Source organism: Natrinema sp. H-ect1 (assembly GCF_041821105.1).
Classification (GTDB): Archaea; Halobacteriota; Halobacteria; order Halobacteriales; family Natrialbaceae; genus Natrinema; species Natrinema thermotolerans.
Genome location: NZ_JBGUBA010000007.1, coordinates 88,588 through 111,440, shown reverse-complemented (window position 1 = coordinate 111,440; position 22,853 = coordinate 88,588). Strand labels below are relative to the sequence as shown.

Below are 22,853 nucleotides of genomic sequence, written 5' to 3'. Positions count from 1 at the left end.
GATGACCCCAAGTCCTCGCCCCGCCTGGTATCGATCGAGCGACACCCACCACCAATGAACCGACCCACATCGATCACGCTCGTCGCGGTCCTGCTCGTCGCAGCGGTCGCGGTCCCGCTGGCCGCGGCGACCGTCGCCCCGAACGGCGGCGCTCAGGACGGGACCGCCGACGAGGAAGGCAACGACTCGATCGCCCCCGGTGAACAGTTCGCCGCGGCCGTCGGCGTCCAGAACGCCGAACTCGAGGGCGACGTCTCGGAGCGGGCCTTCGGCGTGCGGTTCGCCAGCGCCGAGACGAACGAGACGAAAGCGGCCGTCATCGCCACGGAAGTCAACGAGAGCCGGCAGCGACTGGCGGAACTCGAGGACCGCCTCGCGACCCTGAACGAATCCCGTGAGACTGGCGAGATCAGCGAGGGCCGTTACCGGGCGGAAGTCGCGACGGCCGTCGCGGAGATGCGCGGGATCGAGCGCCGGGCCGCCGCGGCCGAAACCGCCGCGAGCGAGGTCCCCGACCGAGCGCTCGCCGACAGCGGGGTCGACGCCGAGGCGATCCGGACGCTCCGGGACCGCGCGGGCGAACTCGGCGGCCCCGAGACGGCGGAGACCGCTCGCTCGATCGCCGGCGACGACGTTGGCCGATCGACGAACGCGGATCCGACTCCCGGCGGATCGAACGACGGAAACGGCGAGTCGCAGTCCGACGAGCGCGCGGACGATGACATTGGAACCGACGGCGCGGCGAGTGACGGCTGAGACGGTATCGACCGAGTCGCGACGAAGCCAGTTGTTCGTGAGTAGCAGTACACTGGGAGACGAGTCCGTCCGACGAATCCGTCGGATAGAGGGACGAGACACGTCCCGACGTCATCGCGACCGAATCGCACCTGCCGAACGAGGGCAGCCACAGGACGCCATCGAGACGGTCTCGAACGCGCGCTGTGAGCCAGGGACCGCGTCCGTACGCTACTAGCTCAGAGACATCTCGACGACTCAGATGGCTGTGACTGGGGCCGACCGTCGGGGGATCGACGAATCGCGCTCCGACGAACCGTCGCGGCGCGAACACGGCGACGCCGCTCGAGTTGTGGAGAGGCGGAAGACCCGCCCAAATGCGGTCAAATCGGCGAAATTCGTCGCCATCAACTATCCGGATTAAGTGACTGTCCGAGAAGGGGCAATTGCGATGAACGGGACGAAACGACTGACGCACGGAACCGGACGGCGGTCGAACGCGGACCACACGAATTCACACTCATGACAGAACTCAATCGACGGACGTATCTCAAATCGGCAGGTATCGCAACGGCAGGATCGATCGGATTAGCGGGCTGTACCGGCGCGAACGCGGCGACCGGGACGCTCGCAACGCAGGTCACGGACCAACCGGGAGACATCGCCGACTTCGAGTCATGCATCGTCACGATCCAGGGGATCTGGGTCAAACCGAGCGGCGACGACGCCGATGACGACGGCACGGACTCCACGGACAACGAGACTACCGAGCAGCAAGACGGGAACGAGACCGTCGAAGAACAGGATGAAGGCGATGTCGACGAAAGCGATGGGCGCGAGTACCACGAGTTCGACGACCCGCAGGAGGCGGACCTCGTGAAACTGCAAAACGGGAACACGCAGCTAGTCGACGAACGCGAACTCGACGCCCAAGAATACGAGTTCCTCCAGCTCGACGTGACGGGCGTCGAGGGCGTCCTCGAGGACGGGGGCGAGGCCGACGTCGGAACGCCCGGGGATGCGCCACTGCAGTTCAAACACCGGTTCGAGATCCGCGAGGACCAGACGACGACCTTCGTGGGAGACTTCACACCCGTTCGTCGCGGTCAGACCGAACAGTACCTCCTCCAACCGGTCGCGAACGGGACGCAGGTCGAGTACGAGGACACATCGCAAAATAGCGGATAGCACAGCGATGCTGTTGCTTGGCCGATCGGTTCGCCACTGACAATCGTCGTGGCGGTCGTCCTCACCGCCTCGCCATCTGGGTACTCGCTGCACTGGGGATCGGCTTGTTGGAACCCGCGGCGATTCCGACAGCGCATGCCAATCGGCGGCAGTAACGCGAACGGGTGCCAGTATGACGTGATCGACCAGCGACCGAATTCGAGCGAGCGATAGCGATCTCCCGGTTTCTCGGCCGCGAATTTAAGTACGATACCGCGGCCAACGCGGCCATGATCGACGACGCGATCCGCGTGCTTGCGGGTGACTGTACCGTCATCGCCGAGAACGGCGACCGCGAGGAGTACCGGGGTCGAGTGACCACGATCGTCAAACCCGACAACACCGTGTTGGTCCACGACACCGACGGCTACCAGCCCGTCGCGTGGCTGACCCGCGCCGACAGCGTCTCGAGCGACCGAACCGGCGGGTTCACCCTCGTCGCCAAGAAGGACACCCAGACGCTGCGGATCGCCGCCCACGACCAGGACGGGTTCGCCCACTACCCCTCGTCGGCGGCCGGGACCCCCATCGGTACCTGTCCCGACTGCGACGGGACCTTAGTGCGCTCGAGCGGGGTCCACTGTGTCGGCTGTGGCGACGAGTACGGCGTCCCCGCCGACGCAACGGTCCGAGGTGACCAATGTGACTGCGACTGTGGCCTCCCCAAGATGCGCGTCGAGCGCGGGCTGGCCTTCAACGTCTGTCTCGATCGGGGCTGTGAATCGCTCGACGCGGCGGTCAAAGAGGCCTTCGACCGCGAGTGGGACTGCCCCGAACCGGACTGCGACGGCGACCTCCGGATCCTCCGGCGGGGCGGGCTCATCGCCGGCTGCGAACACTATCCCGACTGTGAGATCGGCTTCGCCGTCCCCGCCGGCGTGGTCGACGGCGAGTGTGGCTGTGGGCTGCCGACCTTCGAAACCGCCAGCGGGATCCGCTGTCTCGATGCGACCTGTGACCGGGCGCTCGAGGGACCGCTCGAGAGCGACGCCGCGGCCGACGACTGACCGAACACCGCTCCCGCCAGCCCCCGGCCACATCCCCGTGACAGCACCCCGACCAGCCGCCGCTGCGGTGGGCGGGACTGAAAGGGGCTGCCTCGCTCCGGGAAGCCGGACGACGCAAGGACCGCAGCCGAACGAAGTGAGGCGAGGACCACAGCGAGTCCTGCGACTGGAGCGAGGCAGGGGCTTTCGGGGAGGCAGCATCCGAAGCGATCTCTCGCTCACGATCGACGAAGAAGAATCGATCCGCAGCCACTTAGTGCCGGCCGGCAAACACCCGGCCATGACACTCGAGGGGCGGTTCGACGCGGCCGACGGCGTCGTCCGGGTCGGCGGCGACGCGCGCCAGCGGTATCACGACTCGCGGGGGTACGGCTACCCGCTCGAGGGGAACGAGATCGCGCTCGCACCCGTGGAAGCGGCCCATCTGCTCTACCGGGGTGACCTCGAGGCGGTCGTCGACGCCGACGGGGGCGAGCGGTTGGGGTTCCGGGAGTTCATCGCTCGGGAACCCGGCGACGATTTCGGCGTACGATTTCTGGTCTACGCGGACCTGCGCTCGCGGGGCTTTTACCTCTCGCCGGCCGCGAAGCCGTGGGTCGCCGACCCGCCGGGTGGCGCGGCCGACTTCGCGGTCTTCCCGCGGGGGAAAGGCCCCGGCGACGGCGAGATCGCCTACGCCCTGCGGATCATCGGCGAGCGGACGGACATTCCCGCCACGGAACTCCAGCCGGGCGTGCTGGCGGTCGTCGACGAGGAGAGCGAGATCACCTACTTCGAGGTCGATCAGCGCGATCCCACCGGGACGTCGGGGTCCGACGCCGACCTACCCGACGGCTGCGAGGCCGACCTGCTGGCCGACCGGGTGGTCGTCTGGGAGCCGCCGCTTGACCTCTACGAGCGGACGTTCTACGGCCAGCCCCTCGAGGGCCGGGAGTACGACGAGCCGACGCTGCAGTGTTCCCTGCTCGAGGCGGCCTATCTGGCCGAACGGGAGGCGATCGATCTCGAGCCGACGACGGTCCGCGAGCGGGGCCGGGAAGTCGAGGGCGAGCGGTTCGATCGGCGGTTGCAAGTCTACACGGCCCTGCGGGGACGCGGCGTCGTGCCGAAGACGGGCTACAAGTTCGGCGCTGACTTCCGGACCTACGCCGACGTGGAGTCCGTCGAGAACCTGGGCCACTCCGAACTGCTGGTGCGGGTACATCCGGCCGACCACGTCTTCGAGCCGCGGGATCTGGCGCTGGACGTGCGGCTGGCCCACGGCGTCCGGAAGACGATGGTGTTCGCGCTGGTGGGCGACGAGGCGGCCGACGGCGACGGGATCGAGTGGTGGTCGCTCGAGCGATTGACGCCCTAGTAACTGGCCAGAGTATCGGTGCCGAAGACGAGCGTTCTACCGGCAACGAGGACGAAACGACGAGTGTCCTGCTCAAACTGGCAACACGGCGTAGCCACGCCCTCCCCAGCCGATTCGTTCGGTCACGCCGTTCCCTCACTCATCCCTCGCGCAACGTCGTCGGCCACCCTCACTACGTTCGGCTGGCCGACAGCGCGCGCCACCCAGAGGAAGGGCTGTCCGCTACACGAACTGCTCGAGGAACCGCTTCCCGAGGACGACCTCCGTCCCGGCCAGCCCGACCGAGCAAAACAGCGTGAGGTCGTCAGCATGCTGGCGGCCGAGATCAGGGTCCTCGAGGACGGCGGCGAGTTCGACCATCCGGTCGCGGTCCGCGCCCGAGGCGATGTAGGGGCGGTCGTAGGCGTCGACCTGCGGGAGCGAGTCGGTCACGATCGCGTCGGCCCGGTCGACGGCCTCGAGCGGGAGTTCGTGGGCGTCGTCGAACCGCGGGCCGATCGTCGTGACGTGGGTGCCGGCCTCGAGCCAGTCGGGGTCGAACACGGGCTCTTCGCTATTGGTCGCACAGACGAGCGCGTCGGCCTCGCGGACGACCGGCTCGGGGTCGTCGGCCGCGCGAACGGTCGGCTCGACCTCGCCCTCGAGGGTGTCGGCGAAGGACTCGCGGCTCTCGGCGGTCGGGCTGTAGACCGCGACATCGTCGAAGTCCCGAGTCGCACACGCCGCGCCGACCTGCGCCCGCGCCTGAAAGCCCGTTCCCAGAATCCCGAGCGTCTCGGCGTCGGGACGAGCGAGCGCGTCGATCGCGACGCCGCCGATGCCGCCGGTCCGAAGCCCGCCAACGGCGTGGCCCGCGAGCAGGCCCTCGAACGCGCCGGTCGCCGCGTCGAAGACCGCCACCAGTTCCGTATGGTCGTCACCGGTCCCGTGGGTCTCGTAGACCCGAAAGCCGGCGGCGTTGGTCGGCCCAGTCGCGGCCCCCGCGGTAAAGACGAGGTCGCCCTCGCCGGCCGGGACCGTCCAGCGCGGCGGGGCCTCGAGCGTGCCGGCCGCGCGTTCGGCGATGGCGTCGCGCACGGCGTCGACGACCCCGTCGTAGTCGAACTGCGAGTAGACGTCACCGTCCGTGAGGATGGGAAATTCGGTCACGGATGCCCGGTTGGACGGCGCACCCATAACAGTATGTGGCCCGACGGATCCGGAGTTCGAGCGTCACGGGACTTCGTCGACGACGTCCCGGAGTTCGTCGGCGTCGAGCCACTCGTATGCGCGGTCACCCGTTAGCAGGAGTTCGACGTACGAAGCGGCCATTCCGTTGTCGTAGCGTTCTCGCTCGATCTCCGGGTCCGGATAGCGTCGTTTCAGTACCCACGTCTTATCGCGATAGGTGGGCGCGAACAGCAACCCGAGTTCCCAGACGTACCCGCCGTCGAAGTCCTCGATGACGGCGACGATGTGCGTCGCCCGTCCACAGAGGATATCGAAGACGCGCGTCCACAACTCGATATCCTCGGGCGTGAGCCCGAAGTCCTCGAGTTGCATCGCGACCGCCGGCGGATCGGTCCGTGCATCGAGGCGATCGTAGACGATCCCGCGTCGGGTTGCAGCCCCCGTTTCACCTCCTGCCCCGGCGACTAGATAGCGGCGATCGTAGCCCCTGATACGATCCATCTCCGGACCGTTCACGAGGTCCTTGATCCGCTGGTGGTCGCTCGGAGTGAGGCTGACGTCCTCGAGTTCAGTCAGGAGTTCGTCTTCGTCCGGGAAACCGCGTTCGGAGCCATCACCGTCATCGTCGCCAGGTTCCATCGCTCTCGAATCGTTCCGGAAAGAATATTAATTGCGTGGTCAGTGCCAGATCAGTTGTGGAACTAATTGTGGTACCAGACTCAATTAGATGCAAGTGTTTATGGTGATTGCGCTCCAATACGGGAGTATGAGGCCAGAGACGGCGGTAGCCGACCCGACGCAAGGGACGGGACGCGTTACCGACGAGGGGTTCGATACGTGGCGGGCGCTCCAGAAGGCGACCGACAAGAAGCGGGCCGACATCCTCGCGGACATCGTCGGCCACCCGAAAGGTGCCCCGAGCGTCGAGGAGTTGGACTACATGAATCCGCCGCTCAGCGACGACGCCATCCGGCGACACCTCGACGCGCTGGAATCGGTCGGCGTCGTCCGGGAACGGACGTTCGAACCCGGGGAGCGGCTTCGGGACTACCCCTACAAGTTCTACGAACTCACCGACGCGGCCCGTGACCTGTTCGACCGGAACGGCCTGTTCCCGCGGGACGCGTGGCGACGGCAGTACCGAGCCGTCGAGAAGACGGCTCGGATCCGTGACCTCGAGGAGATGCCCCGACCGGACGCCTGAACGCGCCCGTCCGACCGACAGTCGGTCGCGCGAGCGCCGAAGCCGAAGGCTTTTGCGCGCCGGCGCGCCAAAACGCAGGTAATGACCGGAGACGACCCACTCGAGGAGTCCGAGTCAGGGGAACCGACGACCGGTGAACCGCTCACGGATGGAGGGGCTGCAGGTGCCGATGATGTCGCGCTGGACCCCTGGGGATCCTCGAGCGTCTCCGACTACCGCAAGCTGTTCGAGGAGTTCGGCATCGAGGAGTTCGACGAGATCCTCGAGGAGGTCCCGAACCCACATTACCTGATGCGACGGGGGGTTATCTTCGGCCACCGGGACTACCGGCCGGTCGCCGAGGCCTTACAGAACGACGAGCCGGCGGCGGTCCTCTCGGGCTTTATGCCCACCGGCGACCCCCACATCGGCCACAAGCTGGTCTTCGACGAGATCATCTGGCACCAGCAACAGGGGGCCGACGCCTACGCGCTGATCGCCGACCTCGAGGCCAATTCGGCCCGCGGCATGTCTTGGGCGGAGATCGACGACCACGCTCGGGACTACCTGCTCTCCCTGCTCGCGCTCGGTTTCGACCCCGAGGAGGGCGAACTCTACCGGCAGTCGACCAACCGCGAGCTGCAGGACCTGGCGTTCGAACTCGGTGCCGACGCCAACTTCTCGGAGTTCCAGGCGATCTACGGCTTCGACGGCGAGACCGACGTCTCGCACATGCAGTCGGTCGTCACCCAGATGGCAGACATCCTCTACCCGCAACTCGAGGAGCCCAAGCCGACCGTGATCCCGGTCGGCCCGGATCAGGATCCCCACGTCCGACTGGCGCGAGACCTGGCCGAGCGGATGCGCTTTTTCAAAGTCTCGGAAGCCTACGCCAGCTTCGAACTCGAGCCCGAAGAGCGTGCCCTCGTGGCCGAGTTCTACGCGGACCTCGAGCCCGCCGACTTCGACGACGACCAGCTGCGGTGTGTCCACGTCGCCGAGGCGATCGAGGAGACGCCGCTGTCGGAACTCGCGGTCGACGCCGACACGCTGAGTTCGGTCCTGACGAAGCTCGAGGAGGCCGGCATGGAGCCGATCCGGCCCCGTACCCGGTTTTTCGACCGGCGGGCGACCGACGAGGCCTTCGACGCCCTGATCGACGCCGTCGAGGGCGAAAAGCGAGTCTACGAGAACCACGTCGACGCCTTCGACCTCGACCGCGCCGCGGCCGAGGAACTGGCCCGCGAGGTCGAGGTCGACAACGGCGGCTACGGCTTCCAGCCGCCGTCCTCGATCTACCACCGCTTTATGACCGGGCTGACCGGCGGCAAGATGTCCTCCTCGATCCCAGCCTCCCACATCTCCTTGCTGGACGACCCCGAGGACGGCTACGACAAGGTCAAGGCCGCGACCACCGGCGGCCGCGAGACCGCCGAGGAACAGCGCGAGAAGGGCGGAAAGGCCGACGAGTGTCCCGTCTACGAACTCTACGCCTACCTGCTGTCCGGCGACGACGACGAGTTCGCCAAGCGCGTCTACGACGAGTGTGTCGACGGCGAACGACTCTGTGGCGACTGCAAGGAACAGGCGGCCCAGCTCATGAAGGAGTTCCTCGAGGACCACCAGGAGAAACGCGAAGAAGTCGAAGACCTGCTCGAGGACGCCGACATCGAACTCGAGTCGCCGCGGCGTCGCTGACGGGAAACGACTCCCCCGGCCCCGCTCGGTCAGTCCGTGACGGTCACGCCCGTGAACTCGAACCGGGCGCCGCCCGACGTACTCTCCGTCACGCGGACGTCCCAGCCGTGGGCCTCGGCGATCGTCGCGACGATCGAGAGGCCGAACCCGGTGCCGTTGGATGCCGTCGAATACCCGTTCTCGAAGACGCGCTCGCGTTGGTCGGCCGGAATGCCCGCCCCGTCGTCCGCGACGTAGAACCCGTCCTCGAGCGGCCCGACGGAGACGGTGACCGTTGACCCGCCATATTCGACGTCACCCTGATGAGCCTGCGAGTCGGGATTCGTCGACCCATGCTCGACGGCGTCCTGCTGAGCGTGGGAAGCAGGGCTCGTCGAACCATGTTCGACGGCGTTGTGAAACAGGTTCTCGAGGAGTTGGCGGAGCCGCGTTTCGTCGGCGTGGATCGATCCCGAGACGTCGGTTCGAAGCGTCGCAGATCCCGTCTCGACCGTCTGCCAACAGTCCGAGACGACCCGCTCGAGGTCGACGGCGTCGATCGCGTCGACCTGCTCGCCCTGCCGGGCGAGCGTCAGTAGGTCGTCGATGAGCCGGTCCATTCGGTCGACCGCCTCGTGGCAGTGTTCGAACGGCTTCGGGTCCCCGGTCGCTTCGGCCTGCTCGAGCCAGCCGGCGAGGACGTTCAGCGGGTTCCGCAGGTCGTGGCTGACGATGCTGGCGAACCGCTCTAGCTGTTCGTTCGTTCGCTCGAGTTCCCGCTCGCGTTCCTTGCGCTCGGTGATGTCGTGGGCGGAGGCGATCAGCGAGACGACCTCGCCCGTGGCGTTCGTGACTGGCCGGATCGTCCCCGTGACGGTGAAGGTGTCGTCGGTGCCGACGTGGTCGCGCTCGTAGTCGACGTACTCGCCGGCGGCGGCGCGATCGGTCCACTCGCGGACATCGGCCCGCGCGTCGTCGGGCCACCACGGCGTCTCCCAGAACGGCTCGCCGACGATCGACTCGAGGTCCGCATCGATGGCTGCCATCGCCGTCTCGTTCGCCTGCACGAGCGTTCCGTCGGGCTCGAGCAGCCCGACGAGGGTCTTCGGGTCCTCGAAGACGGCCTCGAACCGGCGCTGGTACCGACGGAGGTCCCGTTCTCGTTCCTTGAGCGAAGTGATCTCACGTCCCTCGGGAACGAGCAGCGTCACGTCTCCCGAATCGTCCCGGATCGGCCGGATCGAGAAGTCGATGATGGCGGTGTCGTCCGTACCCTGCATCTCGATCGTTCGCCGGACGAACTCGCCGTCGGCGGCCCGCTCGACGTCCCGTTTGGTCTGCTCACGCAGCGACGCCGATCGATCGAACCAGTCGGCTTCCCAGAATGGACGGCCGACGACATCGTCCCGGTCGAGTCCGGCGAACGCCAGTGCAGTATCGTTGGCCTCGAGGATCGTACCGTCCGGCTCGAGGAGGCCAGTGAACTGAGACGTCCGGTTGAAGATCGCCTCGTAGCGGTCATCAGCTACCGGCCGGCCGGTGCCGTCGCGATCGATCGGGAGATCGACCGCGGTATCGACGGTATCGTCTGAATCGGTGCGGGCCGGCCGCTCGGCCGCTCGCTCGAGGGGGTTCTGTCGAGATCGCTCGTCGCCCGTCGTCGCGTCAGCGAGTAGTGTAAGCGACTGGTGGCGTCGGACGAGCAGTGAGTGGACGCGCCGACGGAGTCGGTCGGGATCGAGCGGTGCATCGACGACCGCGTTGACGAGTTGGGGCTCGTCGCTCTCGGAGGGGTCCGCGACGGCGATGTCGTCGGTACGGGAATCGCGACGAAGCAAGACGACGGGGGTAAACGCCGGTCGGTCGGCCGTTCGCTCCCGGAGCGAGGGGGCATACTCGGAGAAGCGATCGGAGTCGACGACGAACAGGTCCGCATCGGCGACGGGACCGCCGATCACCAGCTCGTACCGATCGGAGAGCAGGGCCTGGACCATCGTTCGACGGTCGTCGGCAGCGAGCAGTAGCTGGACGGTCGAATCGTCCGCCCCGGCCTCCCCGTCGTGTCCCGCTTCGGTCATTCGTATCGAAACGTCGATCAGGTCCGTCCGCAGGGCGAACACAGCGCGTCTCGGACTCCCCCCGTTCGCCCGGCTGTGGTCGCGAGCGCGACCAGTACCGGCCCTCACCGATCTCGTTTCGCTAGAACGAGTCGACCGGCTTGGTAGTTGTGGCAGAAACGCGGGGGTCGATCGCGTTCTCCGGCATCCGTCGCCGGTTTCGGGTTACCATCGTCCGCCGGCCGGCGGGGTAAGCGATGCGCGCTGCCCGTCGCTTCCGGGCCGACGACCGCTGTCCGCGTCCGTCCGGTCGGCTCGCGGATGCGTTGTCCTGCGTCTGACGAGGATATATGTGCCCGTTCGTGGAACCGGGAGCCACCGATGGCCCTGGCCCTCCCGACCACTGACGATCCGCCGGTCGCCGCCGACGTCCTCGGCTCGTTCGGCGTCACGCCGGCTGACGTGACCGCAGCCACGTCGAGCGACGGCTCCCTCGAGGCGGCGCTGGCCGACGCGTTCGCGACCGACCGCGACCGGACGGCAGTGCTTCGCCGAACGATCGCCCGGAGCGACCGCGGGATCGCCTGTGACGCTCGCTACCGGACGGCCGCGCTCGAGCGGGCACTGACCGGCGTCTTCGAGTCGGTCGGCTGGTCGCTGGCGGTCGAGCGTACCGGCGACGGACTGGGACTCACCGCCACCGATCCGCGCGGTCGGAGCCGCGAGACGACCGTGACCTACCCCGAGACGCCGCTGGGGACCGACAACCTGCCGGCCGTCCTGTGGGCGATCACCGAGGACCTCTTCGCGGGGACCGACGCGCGGTTCGTCCTGCTCTCTGCGGGCGTCGACCGCTGGCGGGCCGCGCTGGTCGACGAGTCCGCCCTCGAGCGCCTCCGGGAGTCGTACGGGCCGCGGATCGACGCGTTCGATCGCCCGCTGCTCCCCGAACACGGGCTCGGGGCGTACGTGCCCGCGACCAGCGCCGGCGCGGCCGGTGGCAGCGACGACGGGCCGTGGCCGCCGTGGGCGCGCGAGCGGCGCGAGCATCGTACCGAGCCGCCGGCGGGAAGCGTCGATGCGCTCATCGAGGAGGCAGAGCCCGCGCCGGGCGCGGCGGCGACCGACTCGAGCGACGGGGCGACGGCGCGAGCGTCGTCGATCGACGGGTTCGAACTCCGGGGGACCCCGTCGGTCTCGCGGCGAGGCGAGGGGCCCGACGAGCGGGCCGAAGCGGGTGCTGCTGAGACGGGAGAGGCCGGTCACTCGAGCAAGACTGGCGACTCACGAGCCGGCGATCGATCGACGGCCGTCGACGAGTCCGGGACGGGTTCGGACGGGTTCGGGACGCTCTCGGGGACCAGCGAGCGGACGCGGATCGACGACGGCTCGTTCGGAACCGATATCGAGGGTGCGTCGGCGCCCGATCGCTACCGCGCGCTCGGCGCGGCGCTCGATGCAGGCGGGGACGTCTCGGTCCGCGGGCTGCTCGAGGACGACGACTTTCTCCCCGAGTTGCCGGCCGCCGACCCCGACACGGTCCGCATCGAGTACGCCGACGGCTGCGATCCGGTCGACCCGTCCGAGGCGGCGGCCGTCGCCGAGGAAGACGGCTTCGAGTGGGTCGACGCCGGCGACCTCGAGACGACGCGGCTGGCCGGCGAGTAGCGACGGTGGTGTGGTGAGGCGTATCACAACGTTTTTGCCCCACTCACGAGTGCCATCGAGTATGGCACCCGAATCCCACGAAGCCGGTGTCGGCGATCAGCTACGGCGACCGCGATCGGGATTCGGTTTCTTCTTCGCCCGGTGAGACCGGGCCGGTGGACCCGAGAGCGGTCACATCGATCGCTCGCGGCGAAACCGACCGTTCGCGACGCCGGCGGGACCCGTCCCGCACGGTATCGGAACCGCTAACTGACCGACACGCAGCCATTCAACCAAGCGAATGCAACTCCCATCACAACAGGTCGCGGTCCTAGAGGCCGCGAGCGCGGACGAGGCAACGTCCGTCGACGCCCTCGCCGCGGCGACCGACCTGCCCCCCGAAACCGTCACGGGGGCCGTCTTCGAACTCGAGGACGAGGGGCTGGTCGCCGTCAGCGAGCGGGTCGACGAAACGGTGACGCTCACCGACGAAGGTGTCGAGTATGCCGGCGACGCCCTCCCCGAGGTGCGACTCTACGAGGCCGCCCTTGAGGCCGGCGCCGACGAGGAATCGACCCAGATGGGGCAAGTCATCGGCACCTCCGGACTCGAGGGACCGCAGGTCGACATTGCGCTCTCGAACTACGCGCGGAAGGGATACGGCACGATCGACAGCGGTGAGATCACCGCCGATCCCGACGCCGACCCCGCGGCCGACGCCGAAGCCGACGCGCTCGCTGCCCTCGCCGACGCGGGCGAGACGCCGGTCGACGCCGTCGACATCGATTCGGACACCGTCGACCAGCTCGAGCGTCGCGGACTGGTCGACCGCCACGAGTCGACGGTCCGCGAGGTCACGCTGACTGAACGCGCCGTCACCGAACTGATGGCGGGCATCGAGACCAGCGAGACGGTCGGTCAGGTCACGCCCGAACTCCTGACGAGCGGCGAGTGGGACGACGTCGAGTTCGCCGACTACAACGTCGAGGCCGACGCCGAGCGCTTCGACGGCGGCAAGGTCCACATCCTGCGCCAGACGGCCGAGCGGGTCAAAGACACCCTCGTCGGGATGGGCTTTCAGGAGATGGACGGCCCCCACGTCGACGCGGACTTCTGGATCAACGACTGCCTGTTCATGCCCCAGGACCACCCCGCTCGCACGCACTGGGACCGGTTCGCCTTAGAGCAGCCGACCCACATCGACGACCTCCCCGAAGACCTCGTCGACCGCGTCGAGCGCGCCCACAAGGAAGGCGTCGGCCCGGACGGCGAGGGCTATCACTCGCCGTGGGACGAGGACTTCGCTCGTGCGCTGGCCCTGCGGGGCCACACCACCTCGCTGTCGACCCGGTATCTCTCCGGCGAGGAAGTCGGCGACCTGGAGCCCCCACAGCGGTATTTCAGCGTCGAGAAGGTCTATCGGAACGACACGCTCGACCCGACCCACCTCCTCGAGTTCTTCCAGATCGAGGGCTGGGTGATGGCCGAGGACCTCTCCGTTCGCGATCTGATGGGGACCTTCGAGGAGTTCTACTCCCAGTTCGGGATCGAGGACATCCAGTTCAAGCCCCACTACAACCCCTACACCGAGCCCAGCTTCGAACTGTTCGGCACCCACCCGACGACCGGCGAGCTGGTCGAGATCGGCAACTCGGGGATCTTCCGCGAGGAAATGCTCGAGCCGCTGGGCGTCGAATGCGACGTGATGGCGTGGGGACTGGCCTTAGAGCGACTGCTCATGCTGATGTACGGCTTCGAGGACATCCGGGACATCCACGGAACGCTGTGTGACCTGGAACTGCTGCGCGAGACGGAGGTGACCTACTGATGCCCACGGTCGACATCGACCCCGACGAACTGCGCGAGCTGACCGGCAGCGAGGAGAAAGGCGACGAGGAACTCAAAGACGACCTGTTCGGGCTGGGCCTCGAGTTCGAGGGCCGGACCGAAGAGGGCGCGTTCGAACTCGAGTTCGCGCCCGACCGGCTCGACCGGCTCTCCGTCGAGGGCGTTGCCCGCTCGCTGCGGTACCAGTACGGCGACGCGCGAGGGATTCACGTCCCGTCGCCGAACTCGGCCGAGTGGACGATCGAAGTCGACGACTCCGTTCCGGACGAGCGACCCTACGTCACGGGCGCGGTGATCCGCGACGTCGACCTCGACGACGAGGCCCTCGAGTCGCTCATCCAACTACAGGAGAAGCTCCACGCGACGATGGGGCGCAAGCGCGCGAAGGGCGCGATCGGCATTCACGACCTGACGATGCTGAAAGGCACTGCCGCCACCGAAGGTAATCCGACCATCCAGTACGTCGGCCTCGAGCCCGACGAGGACCGGTTCGTCCCCCTCGATTCGGACGCGGAGATGACGCCCGCGGACGTCCTCGAGGACCACCAGACGGGCCAGACCTACGCCGACCTCGTCAGCGAGTACGAGCGGTATCCGGCGATCTATGACGACATCGGGCTGTTTTCGTTCCCGCCGGTGATCAACGGCCGGCGCACCGAGGTGTCGACGGACTCCCGTGACCTGTTCGTCGAGATGACGGGCACCGACCAGTGGACGATCGACAAGATGCTGAACATCGTCTGCTACGCGCTGTCGGCCCGCGGGGCCACCATCGAGGAGGTGAACGTGGAGTACCCGGATCACGAGGTCGTCCGACCCGACTTTGCGACGAAGACGAAGACGGTCGCCCACGACCGCATCGAGACGATCCTCGGCATCGGGCTCGATCCCGAGGAGGTCATCGACCTCGCCGAGCGCTCCGGACTCGAGGCCGTCCGCGAGGAGAACGACGGCGTTGCTCCGGAGGAGCAACGAGGTGAAGGTAGCGCGGAACGAAGTTCCGCGGATAGTCGAGCGGCAAAACCGCGAGACGACGGCGAAGCCGCCGGAACGGGCGACCTCGTCTACGAGGTGACGATCCCGCCCTACCGGGTCGACGTCCTCCACCCGCTGGACGTCATCGACGACCTCGGACGGGCCTATGGCTTCAACGACCTCGAGCCCCGGTATCCCGACGTGGGGACCGTCGGCGGCCGCCACGAGCGCTCCCGGCTCGAGCGAGCGGCCCGCGAGCAACTCGTCGGGCTGGGCTTCGAGGACCTGCTGAACTTCCACATGATCAGCGAAGCGGAGAACTACGACCGGCTCGATATTTCGCCGGGTGACGACGTCTACGGGGCCGGCGAGCCCGCGACGATCAAAGAGCCCTACAGCGAGGACTTCACCATGCTGCGGACGTGGGTCATGCCCTCGCTGTTGATGGTGCTGGAGCGAAACACCCACCGCGCCTATCCCCAGAACCTCGCGGAGATCGGCTTCGCGGCCAACGTCGACGAGAGCGAGAATACGGGCGTCGCGGAAGGCCGTCGCGTCGGAGCCGTCCTCGCCCACCACGAGGCCGGATACGAGGACGCCAAGGCCCGACTCCAGGCGCTGACCCGAAACTTCGGCGTTGATCTCGAGACGCCGCCGACCGACCACCCGACCTTCATTTCGGGTCGAACCGCAGCGGTCGTCATCGACGGCGAGGAAGTCGGCGTGATCGGCGAGGTCCATCCGAAGGTGCTGGTCGAACACGACCTCGAAGTGCCGGTGTCGGCCTTCGAGTTCGACCTCGAGGCGCTGCGCTGAGGAAAGGCGGTTTTCTCAGTTTAGCGGTTTGCCGCGATGGCGGCCCAGATACGGTACCGCGAGCGAAGCCGAAGGCTGAGCGAGCGGCCTTTTTGATCCAGATTTTTGCGCCCAGCGCGGGACCAAAGGTCCCGCGAGCCGTGCGAACGGGCACGGAGTGCCCGTGAGCAGAGAGTGGTTCGCTCGCGGAGCGAGCGAATCCCGAAGCGTAAAAAGGTGGGTCTTAGAACTCGTGTTCGACGTCGTCCTCGTCGGCTTTTTGGATGATGATCTTGCCGTCCCGGACTCGGACGAAGACTTCGTCACCGATATCCATGCCCGCGACCTCGAGTTCGTCCTCGTGGAGGTTTAGATGGACGTTGTGGTAGTTACCGTCTTCGTCTTTCGCACCGCTTGGACTCAGCTTCTTTTTCCGTACCATCGCGGGATTCTATCCCGAACTTCGCCGTAGGATATACTTAAGTGTTTTCGACGCCTCGGAGCGTGACCCGGACGGGTGGCGCCACGCGGTGGCGGGACCGTCGACGCGGAAACTGCGGAAACGTGGCGGCCGCTGCTCACTTAAAGATACCGACGCAGTCGGTCGATTAGTGGGGATATCTTTATGTCGGATCGTGTGCTGGACTGACACGGAGGCGAAAATCATGGTACGCGAAGACGGGAAACGAAACTTTGCACTGCGCGAATCGGGCGGCGACGAATCGAGCGTCTTCTCGGGGAACACCCCCCGACAGGCGGCGCTCAAGGCGGCCCGGCGACTCGAGCCCGGCTCGAGCGAGGAGTCGGCCGAACGGGTCGAACTCAGACTGCGGGAGAAAGGTACCGACAAGGTCCACATCTACGACGGCTGGGCGTGGGAGGAGACGGCACCGGACGACAAGCCCGACTGGATGCCCGACGAGATCACGGAAGCGAACGTCTCGAAAAAGGGAATCGAACACTTAGACGAGTAAGTCGCCCGCTCGGTCGTTTTCTCGGTGTCTCGACGACACCGGCGTGGGCGCAGTGGAGAGCCCGTCACCAGCGTCGCCCGAAGCGACCGAGATGGGTCGGCCGCAACAGGAAGTCGACGATCGACCACCAGCCCTTCGTTATGGTTCTGTATGTCGATGGAAAGATCGTATAGTCTGCATTTGTCAGAACTACATATGGAATAATACTGGACGTACCTGTTGGGAAGTGACCCAACAGATGGGGTTGTTCTAATAAGTAGGTTTATACGGACGGTCGCGTTTCGCTCGAGCAGAGCATGTGGATGAACGTAGACTGTTTCACCGGTTCATACAGCACAGATAAGAGTATATCGGCAATATTGGGGAAGTTTGTCCCCTTATCTGCGCTATTAAGAGCCATATCGAAAAGAAGAGTTGTTGCCGTTTCAGGAGGTGAGCAGCCGTGATCAAGATGACCAAGTGGCGGACGTTGGTGTTGGCGACGATCGGGTTCAACTTCTCGTTTCTCATCTGGTTTTCCTTCGCGCCGTTTACCGGGCCGATGGCCGAGGAGTTCGGCCTCTCGGTGACTGAGATCGGGATTCTGGCGAGCGCGGCGATCTGGCTCGCACCGTTCGGTCGGATACTGACGGGCTGGCTCTCCGATCGCTGGGGCGCGCCGACGGTGTTCGCTATCGTCTTGGCCTACGTCGGCGTGTTCTCGATGGCGTCGGCGTTTGCCCAGTCCTACAGCGTGTTCTTCGTCACGCGGCTGATCGTCGCGACGGCGGGGATCACCTTCGTCATCGGGATCCAGCACGTCTCCGAGTGGTTCGACGAGGAACACCTGGGGACCGCTGAGGGGATCTATGCCGGCGTCGGGAACGCCGGTGCCGCCGGCGGTGCATTGATCCTCCCGCGCGTGTTCGGCGAGGGGTGGAGCGGCCCCCTCTTCGAGAGCAACTGGCGGGCCGCCTTCTTCTACACCGGGATCGTCTCGATCCTGCTGGCGATCGTCTACTACACGATCGGCGAGGCCGCCAAGTCCGAGCAGCGCCGGCAGGCGACCGCCGAGAGCGCGACGCTCAAACAGTGGCTTCACACCGCTACTCGCTACGGAACCGTCGTCCTCGCGCTGGCGTACGTGATGAGCTTCGGCCTCGAGCTGTCGATGAACGGCTGGCTGGCGACCTACTACCGCGAGGGGTTCAACACGGAGAACCTCGTCCTCGCGAGTACGTTCGCGGCGACGTTCTCGGTCGCGGCCGGGCTGTTGCGGCCCTTCGGCGGCTACGTCAGTGACCTGCTCGCGCGCAAGGAAAAGAACATCCTGCCCGTCTTCACCGGTCGGTACCGCGAGCAGTGGACGTTCGTCTCGCTGTGTTTCATCGTGCTGGCGATGATCGGGATGACGCTGGCCGGGCTGTCCGGACAGGTCATGCTCGCGGTCGCCGCCGGCTTCGTCGTCGGGATGGGCTGTGCGTTCGCCGAGGGCGCTATCTTCGCGCAGGTCCCGGCCATGTTCCCGAACAGTTCCGGGAGCGTCGCCGGCGTCGTCGGCGGCGTCGGGACGGTCGGCGGGATCGTCTACCCGCTCGTCTACGCCGCGCCGGTGATGCCGAGCCTCCACACCGGCTACTCCGTCGTCGCGGCCACGATGATCCCCATCGTCTTGCTGTGTGCGTGGGTCTTCCAGCCCCACGTCGCCGAGCGGGCGACCGAGGACGGCTTCGTCGCCGCGAGCGCCGGGAGTACCGTCGCGGGCGAACCGTCCGACGACTGACCTGCGTTCGACGAGCCGCCGGCCGTGGAGCCGCCAGCACACCGCCGAGAAACCCAACGGTCTTTTGACCCGTAGCCTGCTATCGGTTCGTAATGGCTGCAGTCACGCTGGGACCCGAAGGGACCTACTCACACCGAGCGACGACGGCGGTCGCCGACGACGGCGAGATCGACTTCCGCCAGTCGGTCACGGCGATCGTCGACGCCGTCGACGGCGGCGAGTACGACCGCGGCGTCATCCCGATCGAGAACAGCATCGAGGGATCGGTCACCGAGAGCCTCGACGCCCTCGCGGAGTACGACGTCGCCGTCGTCCGCGAGATCGTCACGCCGATCAGACACGCCCTGCTGGCGCAAGGACCCGAGTTCGACACCGTCGCGAGCCACTCACAGGCGCTCGCACAGTGTCGCTCCTACCTCGAGCGCGAGTACCCCGACGCCACCCTCGAGGCCGTCGCGAGTACGGCACAGGGGGTCGAGTTCGCCCGCGACGATCCGTCGGTCGCCGGGATCGGCCACCCGGCCAACGCCGACGACGGCGTCGAACTCGAGGTCCTGGCCGAGGACATTCAGGATCAGGACTCGAACGCGACGCGCTTTTTCGCGATCGCGCCCGCCGCGGAGCGGTCGACGGGCGGCGGGAAGACCTCGCTAGTGGTCTACCCCAACGCCAACTACCCCGGCCTGCTACTCGAGTTGCTCGAGCCGTTCGCGGACCGCGACATCAACCTGACCCGCGTCGAGTCACGGCCGAGCGGCCAGCGACTCGGCGACTACGTCTTCCACGTCGACTTCGAGGCCGGCCTCTACGAGTCCCGAACGCAGGCGGCGATCGCGGACCTCGAGGAACTGGCCGAGAAGGGGTGGGTCAAGCGGCTGGGTTCGTACGATACCGAACACGTCGTCGAGTAGTCGACGGCACGACGACCCGGCGGATCAGTCGGTCGTCGAGCCGTCCGGGCGGAGCCACGCCCGAATGCGGTCTGCATACGCGAAGAGGCCGATCGCGAGCCCGGCGACGAACGAGAGCAGGGCCGGGACGACGATCCACAGGAGGTCGGGATGTTCCGTACCGGTGTGAAGAACGACGTCTTCCATGCGCGACCGTAGGCCGACGCCCGGCATAATAGTCGCGATCGATCCCGAACCGTACCGGAAGCCGTTTTCCGTGCCCCGCCGTAGCACGGGTATGGCACTCGATGCAGGCGACGACGCGCCGACCGTAACGGCACCGAATCAGGACGGCGAGGACGTCACCCTCTCGTTCGAATCGCCGACGGTCCTGTATTTCTATCCGAAAGACGATACCCCCGGCTGTACGGTCGAGGCAAACCAGTTCCAGCGCGAACTCGAGACCTACCGCGAGGCCGGCGTCGACGTCTACGGCGTCTCGATCGACGACGTCGACTCCCACCGTGCGTTCTGCGATTCGGCGGGGCTCGAGTTCGATCTCCTCGCGGACCCCGACGCCGAGATCGCCGACGACTTCGGCGTCGAACTGCGCGACAGCGGCGTGACGACGCGGACGACGTTCCTGCTCGCCGACGGCGAGGTACAGGCCGCTTACGACGGCGTCGATCCCGACGGCCACGCCCGCGAGGTGCTGCTCGACGCGCTCGAGGACGGCCTCGTGACGCTGCCGGAGTGACGACGACTTCTGTCGACACATCGCGGGCAGAATTTATCCCCGGTGGAGTTCTAGTAGTACGTATGCGACGAAATCCGTTCGACGAGATCGAGGAGATGCTCGACCGCGTGAGCAGTCAGGTCGAGGAGGGGATGACCGCCGGTGGGCTACAGGTCCCCGGCTCGGTGCCGGTCGACGTCGCCGACACCGGCGAGGAGTTCGTCGTCACGGCCGACCTGCCCGGCTACGAGACCGACGACATCGAACTGACGCTCGCGGACGGAACGTTGCGCCTCGAGGCCGCCCGGACCGACGAGGTCGAGGACGCCGAGAGCCGGTATATCCGCCGCGAGCGGACCGAGACTACCGCGAGTCGTCGGATCCGCCTGCCGGAGCCGGTCGACGAGGAGGCGGTCGCCGCCGGCTTCGAGAACGGCGTGCTGACGGTCCACCTCCCGAAGGTTTCGGAGGGCGAGGACTCGAAGCGGATCGATATCGAGTAGCCGGCGCCGGATCCCTCTGCGACGCCCGTTTTTTCGGTCGTGAGTACGAGGTCGACCAGCGACGCGAGCGCGGCGACGGCGTCCGCGCGGTCGCTGCGGCCCGCCGCCGAGATCGGTCGCTTTCGGACAGTTATTATGTCTCGATGTCAACATCTCGGCCATGGTCCAAGTGTTCGCACTCGTCATCGGCGGGATCTTTCTCCTGTTCGGCGGGATCGTACTGTCTCGAGCCGGCGAACTCGACGATCGAAGCGAAACGATCGGCGAACTCGCGTCGGCGAGCGACGAGCGGGTCGAGCCGGGCGGCGAAGCGACGATCAGCGGCCCGGTCCACGTCCTCGAGTCGGCGTCGCCGACGCGGACCGGCCCCGAACCGAACGGGGGCGAGTCGGCCGCGCTCTGGGCGTGGCGCGTTCGTCAGAAGGAGAACACGGGAAACGGCAGCCGGTGGCGGACCGCCGAGTCCGAACTGGCGATCGGCGAGTTCGCCGTCGATCAGGGTTGGGATCGCGTCCGCGTGGACGCAACGACGCTGGCGACCGACGCGGACGACGATCCCTTCGACTCGCCGGGGTTGTTCCTGGGTGATCCCGAGACGGAGTCCTATCTCGGCGACCTCGATCCGGTCAATCGGTTCCTCGAGCGAACCGGATTGGCGAGCGAGGACGGCGCCGTCAGCGACCTCGAGTTCAACGTGAGCGTCGGCGGAAAGACCAGCATGCCCGACAAGTATCAGGCCACCGTCGTCCGTGACGGCGACGAACTGGTCGTCCGGGGCGAACTGATCGAGACGGCCGACGGCTACGCCCTCCGCGGAACCGACGAGACGCCGCTCGCGATCGCGACCGGAAGCCTCGAAGAACAGCGCGAACAGGTGCGCTCGGCGGTTCGGCTCCGTCGGGCGGCCGGCGGGGTTTTCGTCGGTGTCGGCCTGCTCGTCGCTGTTCTCGCCGTCCTCTGACTTCGGGCCGGCGCTAGTACCACGCCCCGCCCGACGAGACGTTGATGTCCTGGCCCGTGACGTGTCGCGACGCCGCGCTCGCGAGGTGGACGGCCATGTCGGCGACCTCCTCCGGCGGGACCAGATCGTCGATCATGAGGCTCTCGCGGACCTCGCCTTCGACCGCTTCGACGGGAACGCCCGCCTCCTCGGCCTGTCGCTCGAAGACGCCCCGAATGCGATCGCCCTCGACCGGGCCGGGACAGATCGCGTTGACTGTGACGCCGTCGTCGCCGAACTCCGCCGCCAGTGCGCGGGTCACGCCGATCAGCCCCATCTTCGAGGCGGCGTACGGCCCTCGGTTGGCGTAGGGTCGCTTGCCGCCGATCGAGGAGATGTTGACGACGCTCCCTCGCTCGGACTCGCGCAGGTGCGGGGCCGCTGCCCGCGTGACACGTGCCACGCCGACGACGTTGACATCGAGCGTCTCGAGCCACTCGTCGTCGGTCGTCTCCTCGAGCGGCGCGGTGGGGCCGGCGATCCCGGCGTTGTTCACGAGACAGTCCAGCCCGCCGAAGGTCTCGATCGTCTCGTCGATGGCGTTTTCGACCGAGTCGGGATCGGTCACGTCCGTCTCGACCGTCAGCGTCCGCTCGGGGGCGTCGATCAGGTCTTCGGTCTCGTAGATCCCGTCGCTTCTGGCCGCGAGGACGACGTTCGCACCCTCGTCGGCGAACGCGACGGCGATTTCTCGGCCCAGTCCCTGACTCGCGCCCGTGACGAACACTGTGGAGTCTGCTACCATGACTCGAGATGGCGTGAGACGGGACCAAAATTCCTCGGCTACCGGAACCGTCGACACCACCGGTAGCCGGGCACCGCTGGCGAGCGACCGCTATCGCTCGAGGTGGCGATCGATCGAGTCGACGGCCCGATCGACGGCCGCGGGGAGATCCGGAGGGCGGTCACCGCCCCGTTTCGGCGGCTCGAGGGGGAGTTCGACGGGATGGTACGCGAACCGGTCGACTGCCCGCGACGCGATCCGGCCGACGAACTCGGCGTTCTTCCGCTTCGAGGAGACGCCACCGGAGGCGAGGTCGTAGTACTCGGTAAAGCAGTGACAGACGGTGATCGCGTCGAACGCATCGAGCAAGCCCGCCTCGAGGTGGCGAAAGAGCTTCGCGGCGTTGTCGGCGGGGTCGGCCCGTCGCCACTCGAGTTCGAGCAGGACCAGCCGGTCGTCGCCGATCCCCGCGATGTCGACGGGGGTGCCGGCCAGCCGGTGTTCGACCTGCCACTCGAGGGCGGGATGCCGGGCGACGAGGGCGTCCCGGAGCCGTCCCTGCGTCTCGCGTGCGAGTTCGCCCACG

The 22,853-nt window shown here is 67.0% G+C and carries 22 protein-coding genes; 15 read left to right on the top strand and 7 right to left on the bottom strand.

The window, feature by feature from the left end:
* Positions 1 to 54: 54 nt before the first annotated feature.
* The 4 genes from ACERIM_RS14855 (at position 55) to endA (ending at position 4,326) form a co-directional block, all read left to right on the top strand.
* Positions 55 to 756: a hypothetical protein gene (locus tag ACERIM_RS14855; RefSeq protein WP_373633296.1), complete on the top strand. Its 702-nt coding sequence runs from the start codon at positions 55 to 57 to the stop codon at positions 754 to 756.
* Between the two features lie 501 nt (positions 757 to 1,257).
* Positions 1,258 to 1,923, top strand: coding sequence for a DUF4382 domain-containing protein (locus ACERIM_RS14850; protein ID WP_049965114.1), 666 nt, complete (start codon positions 1,258 to 1,260; stop codon positions 1,921 to 1,923).
* Between the two features lie 269 nt (positions 1,924 to 2,192).
* Positions 2,193 to 2,969 carry a hypothetical protein gene (locus ACERIM_RS14845; RefSeq protein ID WP_006648641.1) on the top strand — a complete coding sequence of 259 codons (777 nt, stop codon included), beginning with the start codon at positions 2,193 to 2,195 and terminating at the stop codon, positions 2,967 to 2,969.
* Between the two features lie 280 nt (positions 2,970 to 3,249).
* The gene (endA, locus tag ACERIM_RS14840; RefSeq protein WP_373633295.1) at positions 3,250 to 4,326 is read left to right on the top strand and encodes a tRNA-intron lyase; all 1,077 of its coding nucleotides are present in this window, start codon (positions 3,250 to 3,252) and stop codon (positions 4,324 to 4,326) included.
* Positions 4,327 to 4,548: 222 nt separating this feature from the next.
* On the opposite strand, the gene ACERIM_RS14835 is transcribed toward endA, so the two are convergent.
* Positions 4,549 to 5,475 carry an ornithine cyclodeaminase family protein gene (locus ACERIM_RS14835; protein ID WP_373633294.1) on the bottom strand — a complete coding sequence of 309 codons (927 nt, stop codon included), beginning with the start codon at positions 5,473 to 5,475 and terminating at the stop codon, positions 4,549 to 4,551.
* 63 nt (positions 5,476 to 5,538) lie between these two features.
* Positions 5,539 to 6,135: a hypothetical protein gene (locus tag ACERIM_RS14830; RefSeq protein WP_373633293.1), complete on the bottom strand. Its 597-nt coding sequence runs from the start codon at positions 6,133 to 6,135 to the stop codon at positions 5,539 to 5,541.
* Positions 6,136 to 6,262: 127 nt separating this feature from the next.
* Here ACERIM_RS14830 and ACERIM_RS14825 point away from each other — a divergent pair, with 127 nt between their 5' ends.
* Together ACERIM_RS14825 and ACERIM_RS14820 are read left to right on the top strand one after the other, a co-directional pair.
* A complete protein-coding gene (locus ACERIM_RS14825) occupies positions 6,263 to 6,700 on the top strand; it encodes a hypothetical protein (RefSeq protein WP_006648637.1) in 438 nt (145 codons plus the stop codon).
* Between the two features lie 81 nt (positions 6,701 to 6,781).
* The gene (locus tag ACERIM_RS14820; protein WP_373633292.1) at positions 6,782 to 8,377 is read left to right on the top strand and encodes a tryptophan--tRNA ligase; all 1,596 of its coding nucleotides are present in this window, start codon (positions 6,782 to 6,784) and stop codon (positions 8,375 to 8,377) included.
* Between the two features lie 29 nt (positions 8,378 to 8,406).
* Here the strand turns inward: ACERIM_RS14820 and ACERIM_RS14815 are convergent, their stop codons facing one another.
* On the bottom strand, positions 8,407 to 10,434 hold the full coding sequence (locus ACERIM_RS14815; protein WP_373633291.1) for a PAS domain-containing sensor histidine kinase: 2,028 nt from the start codon (positions 10,432 to 10,434) through the stop codon (positions 8,407 to 8,409).
* A 360-nt stretch (positions 10,435 to 10,794) separates the two neighbouring features.
* Here ACERIM_RS14815 and ACERIM_RS14810 point away from each other — a divergent pair, with 360 nt between their 5' ends.
* The 3 genes from ACERIM_RS14810 (at position 10,795) to ACERIM_RS14800 (ending at position 15,699) form a co-directional block, all read left to right on the top strand.
* Positions 10,795 to 12,081, top strand: coding sequence for a hypothetical protein (locus ACERIM_RS14810; RefSeq protein ID WP_373633290.1), 1,287 nt, complete (start codon positions 10,795 to 10,797; stop codon positions 12,079 to 12,081).
* A gap of 280 nt (positions 12,082 to 12,361) precedes the next feature.
* Positions 12,362 to 13,888: a phenylalanine--tRNA ligase subunit alpha gene (locus tag ACERIM_RS14805; protein WP_373633289.1), complete on the top strand. Its 1,527-nt coding sequence runs from the start codon at positions 12,362 to 12,364 to the stop codon at positions 13,886 to 13,888.
* Positions 13,888 to 15,699 carry a phenylalanine--tRNA ligase subunit beta gene (locus ACERIM_RS14800; protein WP_373633288.1) on the top strand — a complete coding sequence of 604 codons (1,812 nt, stop codon included), beginning with the start codon at positions 13,888 to 13,890 and terminating at the stop codon, positions 15,697 to 15,699. Before ACERIM_RS14805 ends, ACERIM_RS14800 begins: the two co-directional genes overlap by 1 nt.
* A gap of 223 nt (positions 15,700 to 15,922) precedes the next feature.
* Here ACERIM_RS14800 and ACERIM_RS14795 read toward each other — a convergent pair whose 3' ends face one another.
* Positions 15,923 to 16,120, bottom strand: a complete 198-nt coding sequence (locus tag ACERIM_RS14795; RefSeq protein WP_006183297.1) for a hypothetical protein — start codon at positions 16,118 to 16,120, stop codon at positions 15,923 to 15,925.
* A 223-nt stretch (positions 16,121 to 16,343) separates the two neighbouring features.
* Between ACERIM_RS14795 and ACERIM_RS14790 the strand changes: the two genes are divergently transcribed.
* The 3 genes from ACERIM_RS14790 to pheA all read left to right on the top strand — a co-directional run bounded on the left by ACERIM_RS14790 (position 16,344) and on the right by pheA (position 19,325).
* Positions 16,344 to 16,652, top strand: coding sequence for a non-histone chromosomal MC1 family protein (locus ACERIM_RS14790; protein ID WP_006183296.1), 309 nt, complete (start codon positions 16,344 to 16,346; stop codon positions 16,650 to 16,652).
* Positions 16,653 to 17,103: 451 nt separating this feature from the next.
* Positions 17,104 to 18,414: an MFS transporter gene (locus tag ACERIM_RS14785; RefSeq protein ID WP_015298661.1), complete on the top strand. Its 1,311-nt coding sequence runs from the start codon at positions 17,104 to 17,106 to the stop codon at positions 18,412 to 18,414.
* A 92-nt stretch (positions 18,415 to 18,506) separates the two neighbouring features.
* A complete protein-coding gene (gene pheA, locus ACERIM_RS14780) occupies positions 18,507 to 19,325 on the top strand; it encodes a prephenate dehydratase (protein ID WP_006648630.1) in 819 nt (272 codons plus the stop codon).
* 24 nt (positions 19,326 to 19,349) lie between these two features.
* On the opposite strand, the gene ACERIM_RS14775 is transcribed toward pheA, so the two are convergent.
* A complete protein-coding gene (locus ACERIM_RS14775) occupies positions 19,350 to 19,511 on the bottom strand; it encodes a hypothetical protein (protein ID WP_015298660.1) in 162 nt (53 codons plus the stop codon).
* A 91-nt stretch (positions 19,512 to 19,602) separates the two neighbouring features.
* Between ACERIM_RS14775 and ACERIM_RS14770 the strand changes: the two genes are divergently transcribed.
* The 3 genes from ACERIM_RS14770 (at position 19,603) to ACERIM_RS14760 (ending at position 21,504) form a co-directional block, all read left to right on the top strand.
* Complete coding sequence (locus ACERIM_RS14770; RefSeq protein ID WP_373633287.1) at positions 19,603 to 20,061, top strand: peroxiredoxin; 459 nt, start codon at positions 19,603 to 19,605, stop codon at positions 20,059 to 20,061.
* Between the two features lie 62 nt (positions 20,062 to 20,123).
* Positions 20,124 to 20,543 (top strand): Hsp20/alpha crystallin family protein, encoded by a 420-nt coding sequence (locus ACERIM_RS14765; RefSeq protein ID WP_373633286.1) that lies wholly within the window; start codon positions 20,124 to 20,126, stop codon positions 20,541 to 20,543.
* 160 nt (positions 20,544 to 20,703) lie between these two features.
* Entirely contained in the window at positions 20,704 to 21,504 is an 801-nt protein-coding gene (locus ACERIM_RS14760; RefSeq protein ID WP_373633285.1) for a hypothetical protein, read from the top strand.
* A 13-nt stretch (positions 21,505 to 21,517) separates the two neighbouring features.
* Here the strand turns inward: ACERIM_RS14760 and ACERIM_RS14755 are convergent, their stop codons facing one another.
* The gene (locus tag ACERIM_RS14755; RefSeq protein WP_049905516.1) at positions 21,518 to 22,288 is read right to left on the bottom strand and encodes an SDR family NAD(P)-dependent oxidoreductase; all 771 of its coding nucleotides are present in this window, start codon (positions 22,286 to 22,288) and stop codon (positions 21,518 to 21,520) included.
* A gap of 90 nt (positions 22,289 to 22,378) precedes the next feature.
* Positions 22,379 to 22,852 (bottom strand): hypothetical protein, encoded by a 474-nt coding sequence (locus ACERIM_RS14750; RefSeq protein WP_373633284.1) that lies wholly within the window; start codon positions 22,850 to 22,852, stop codon positions 22,379 to 22,381.
* Position 22,853 lies beyond the last annotated feature (1 nt).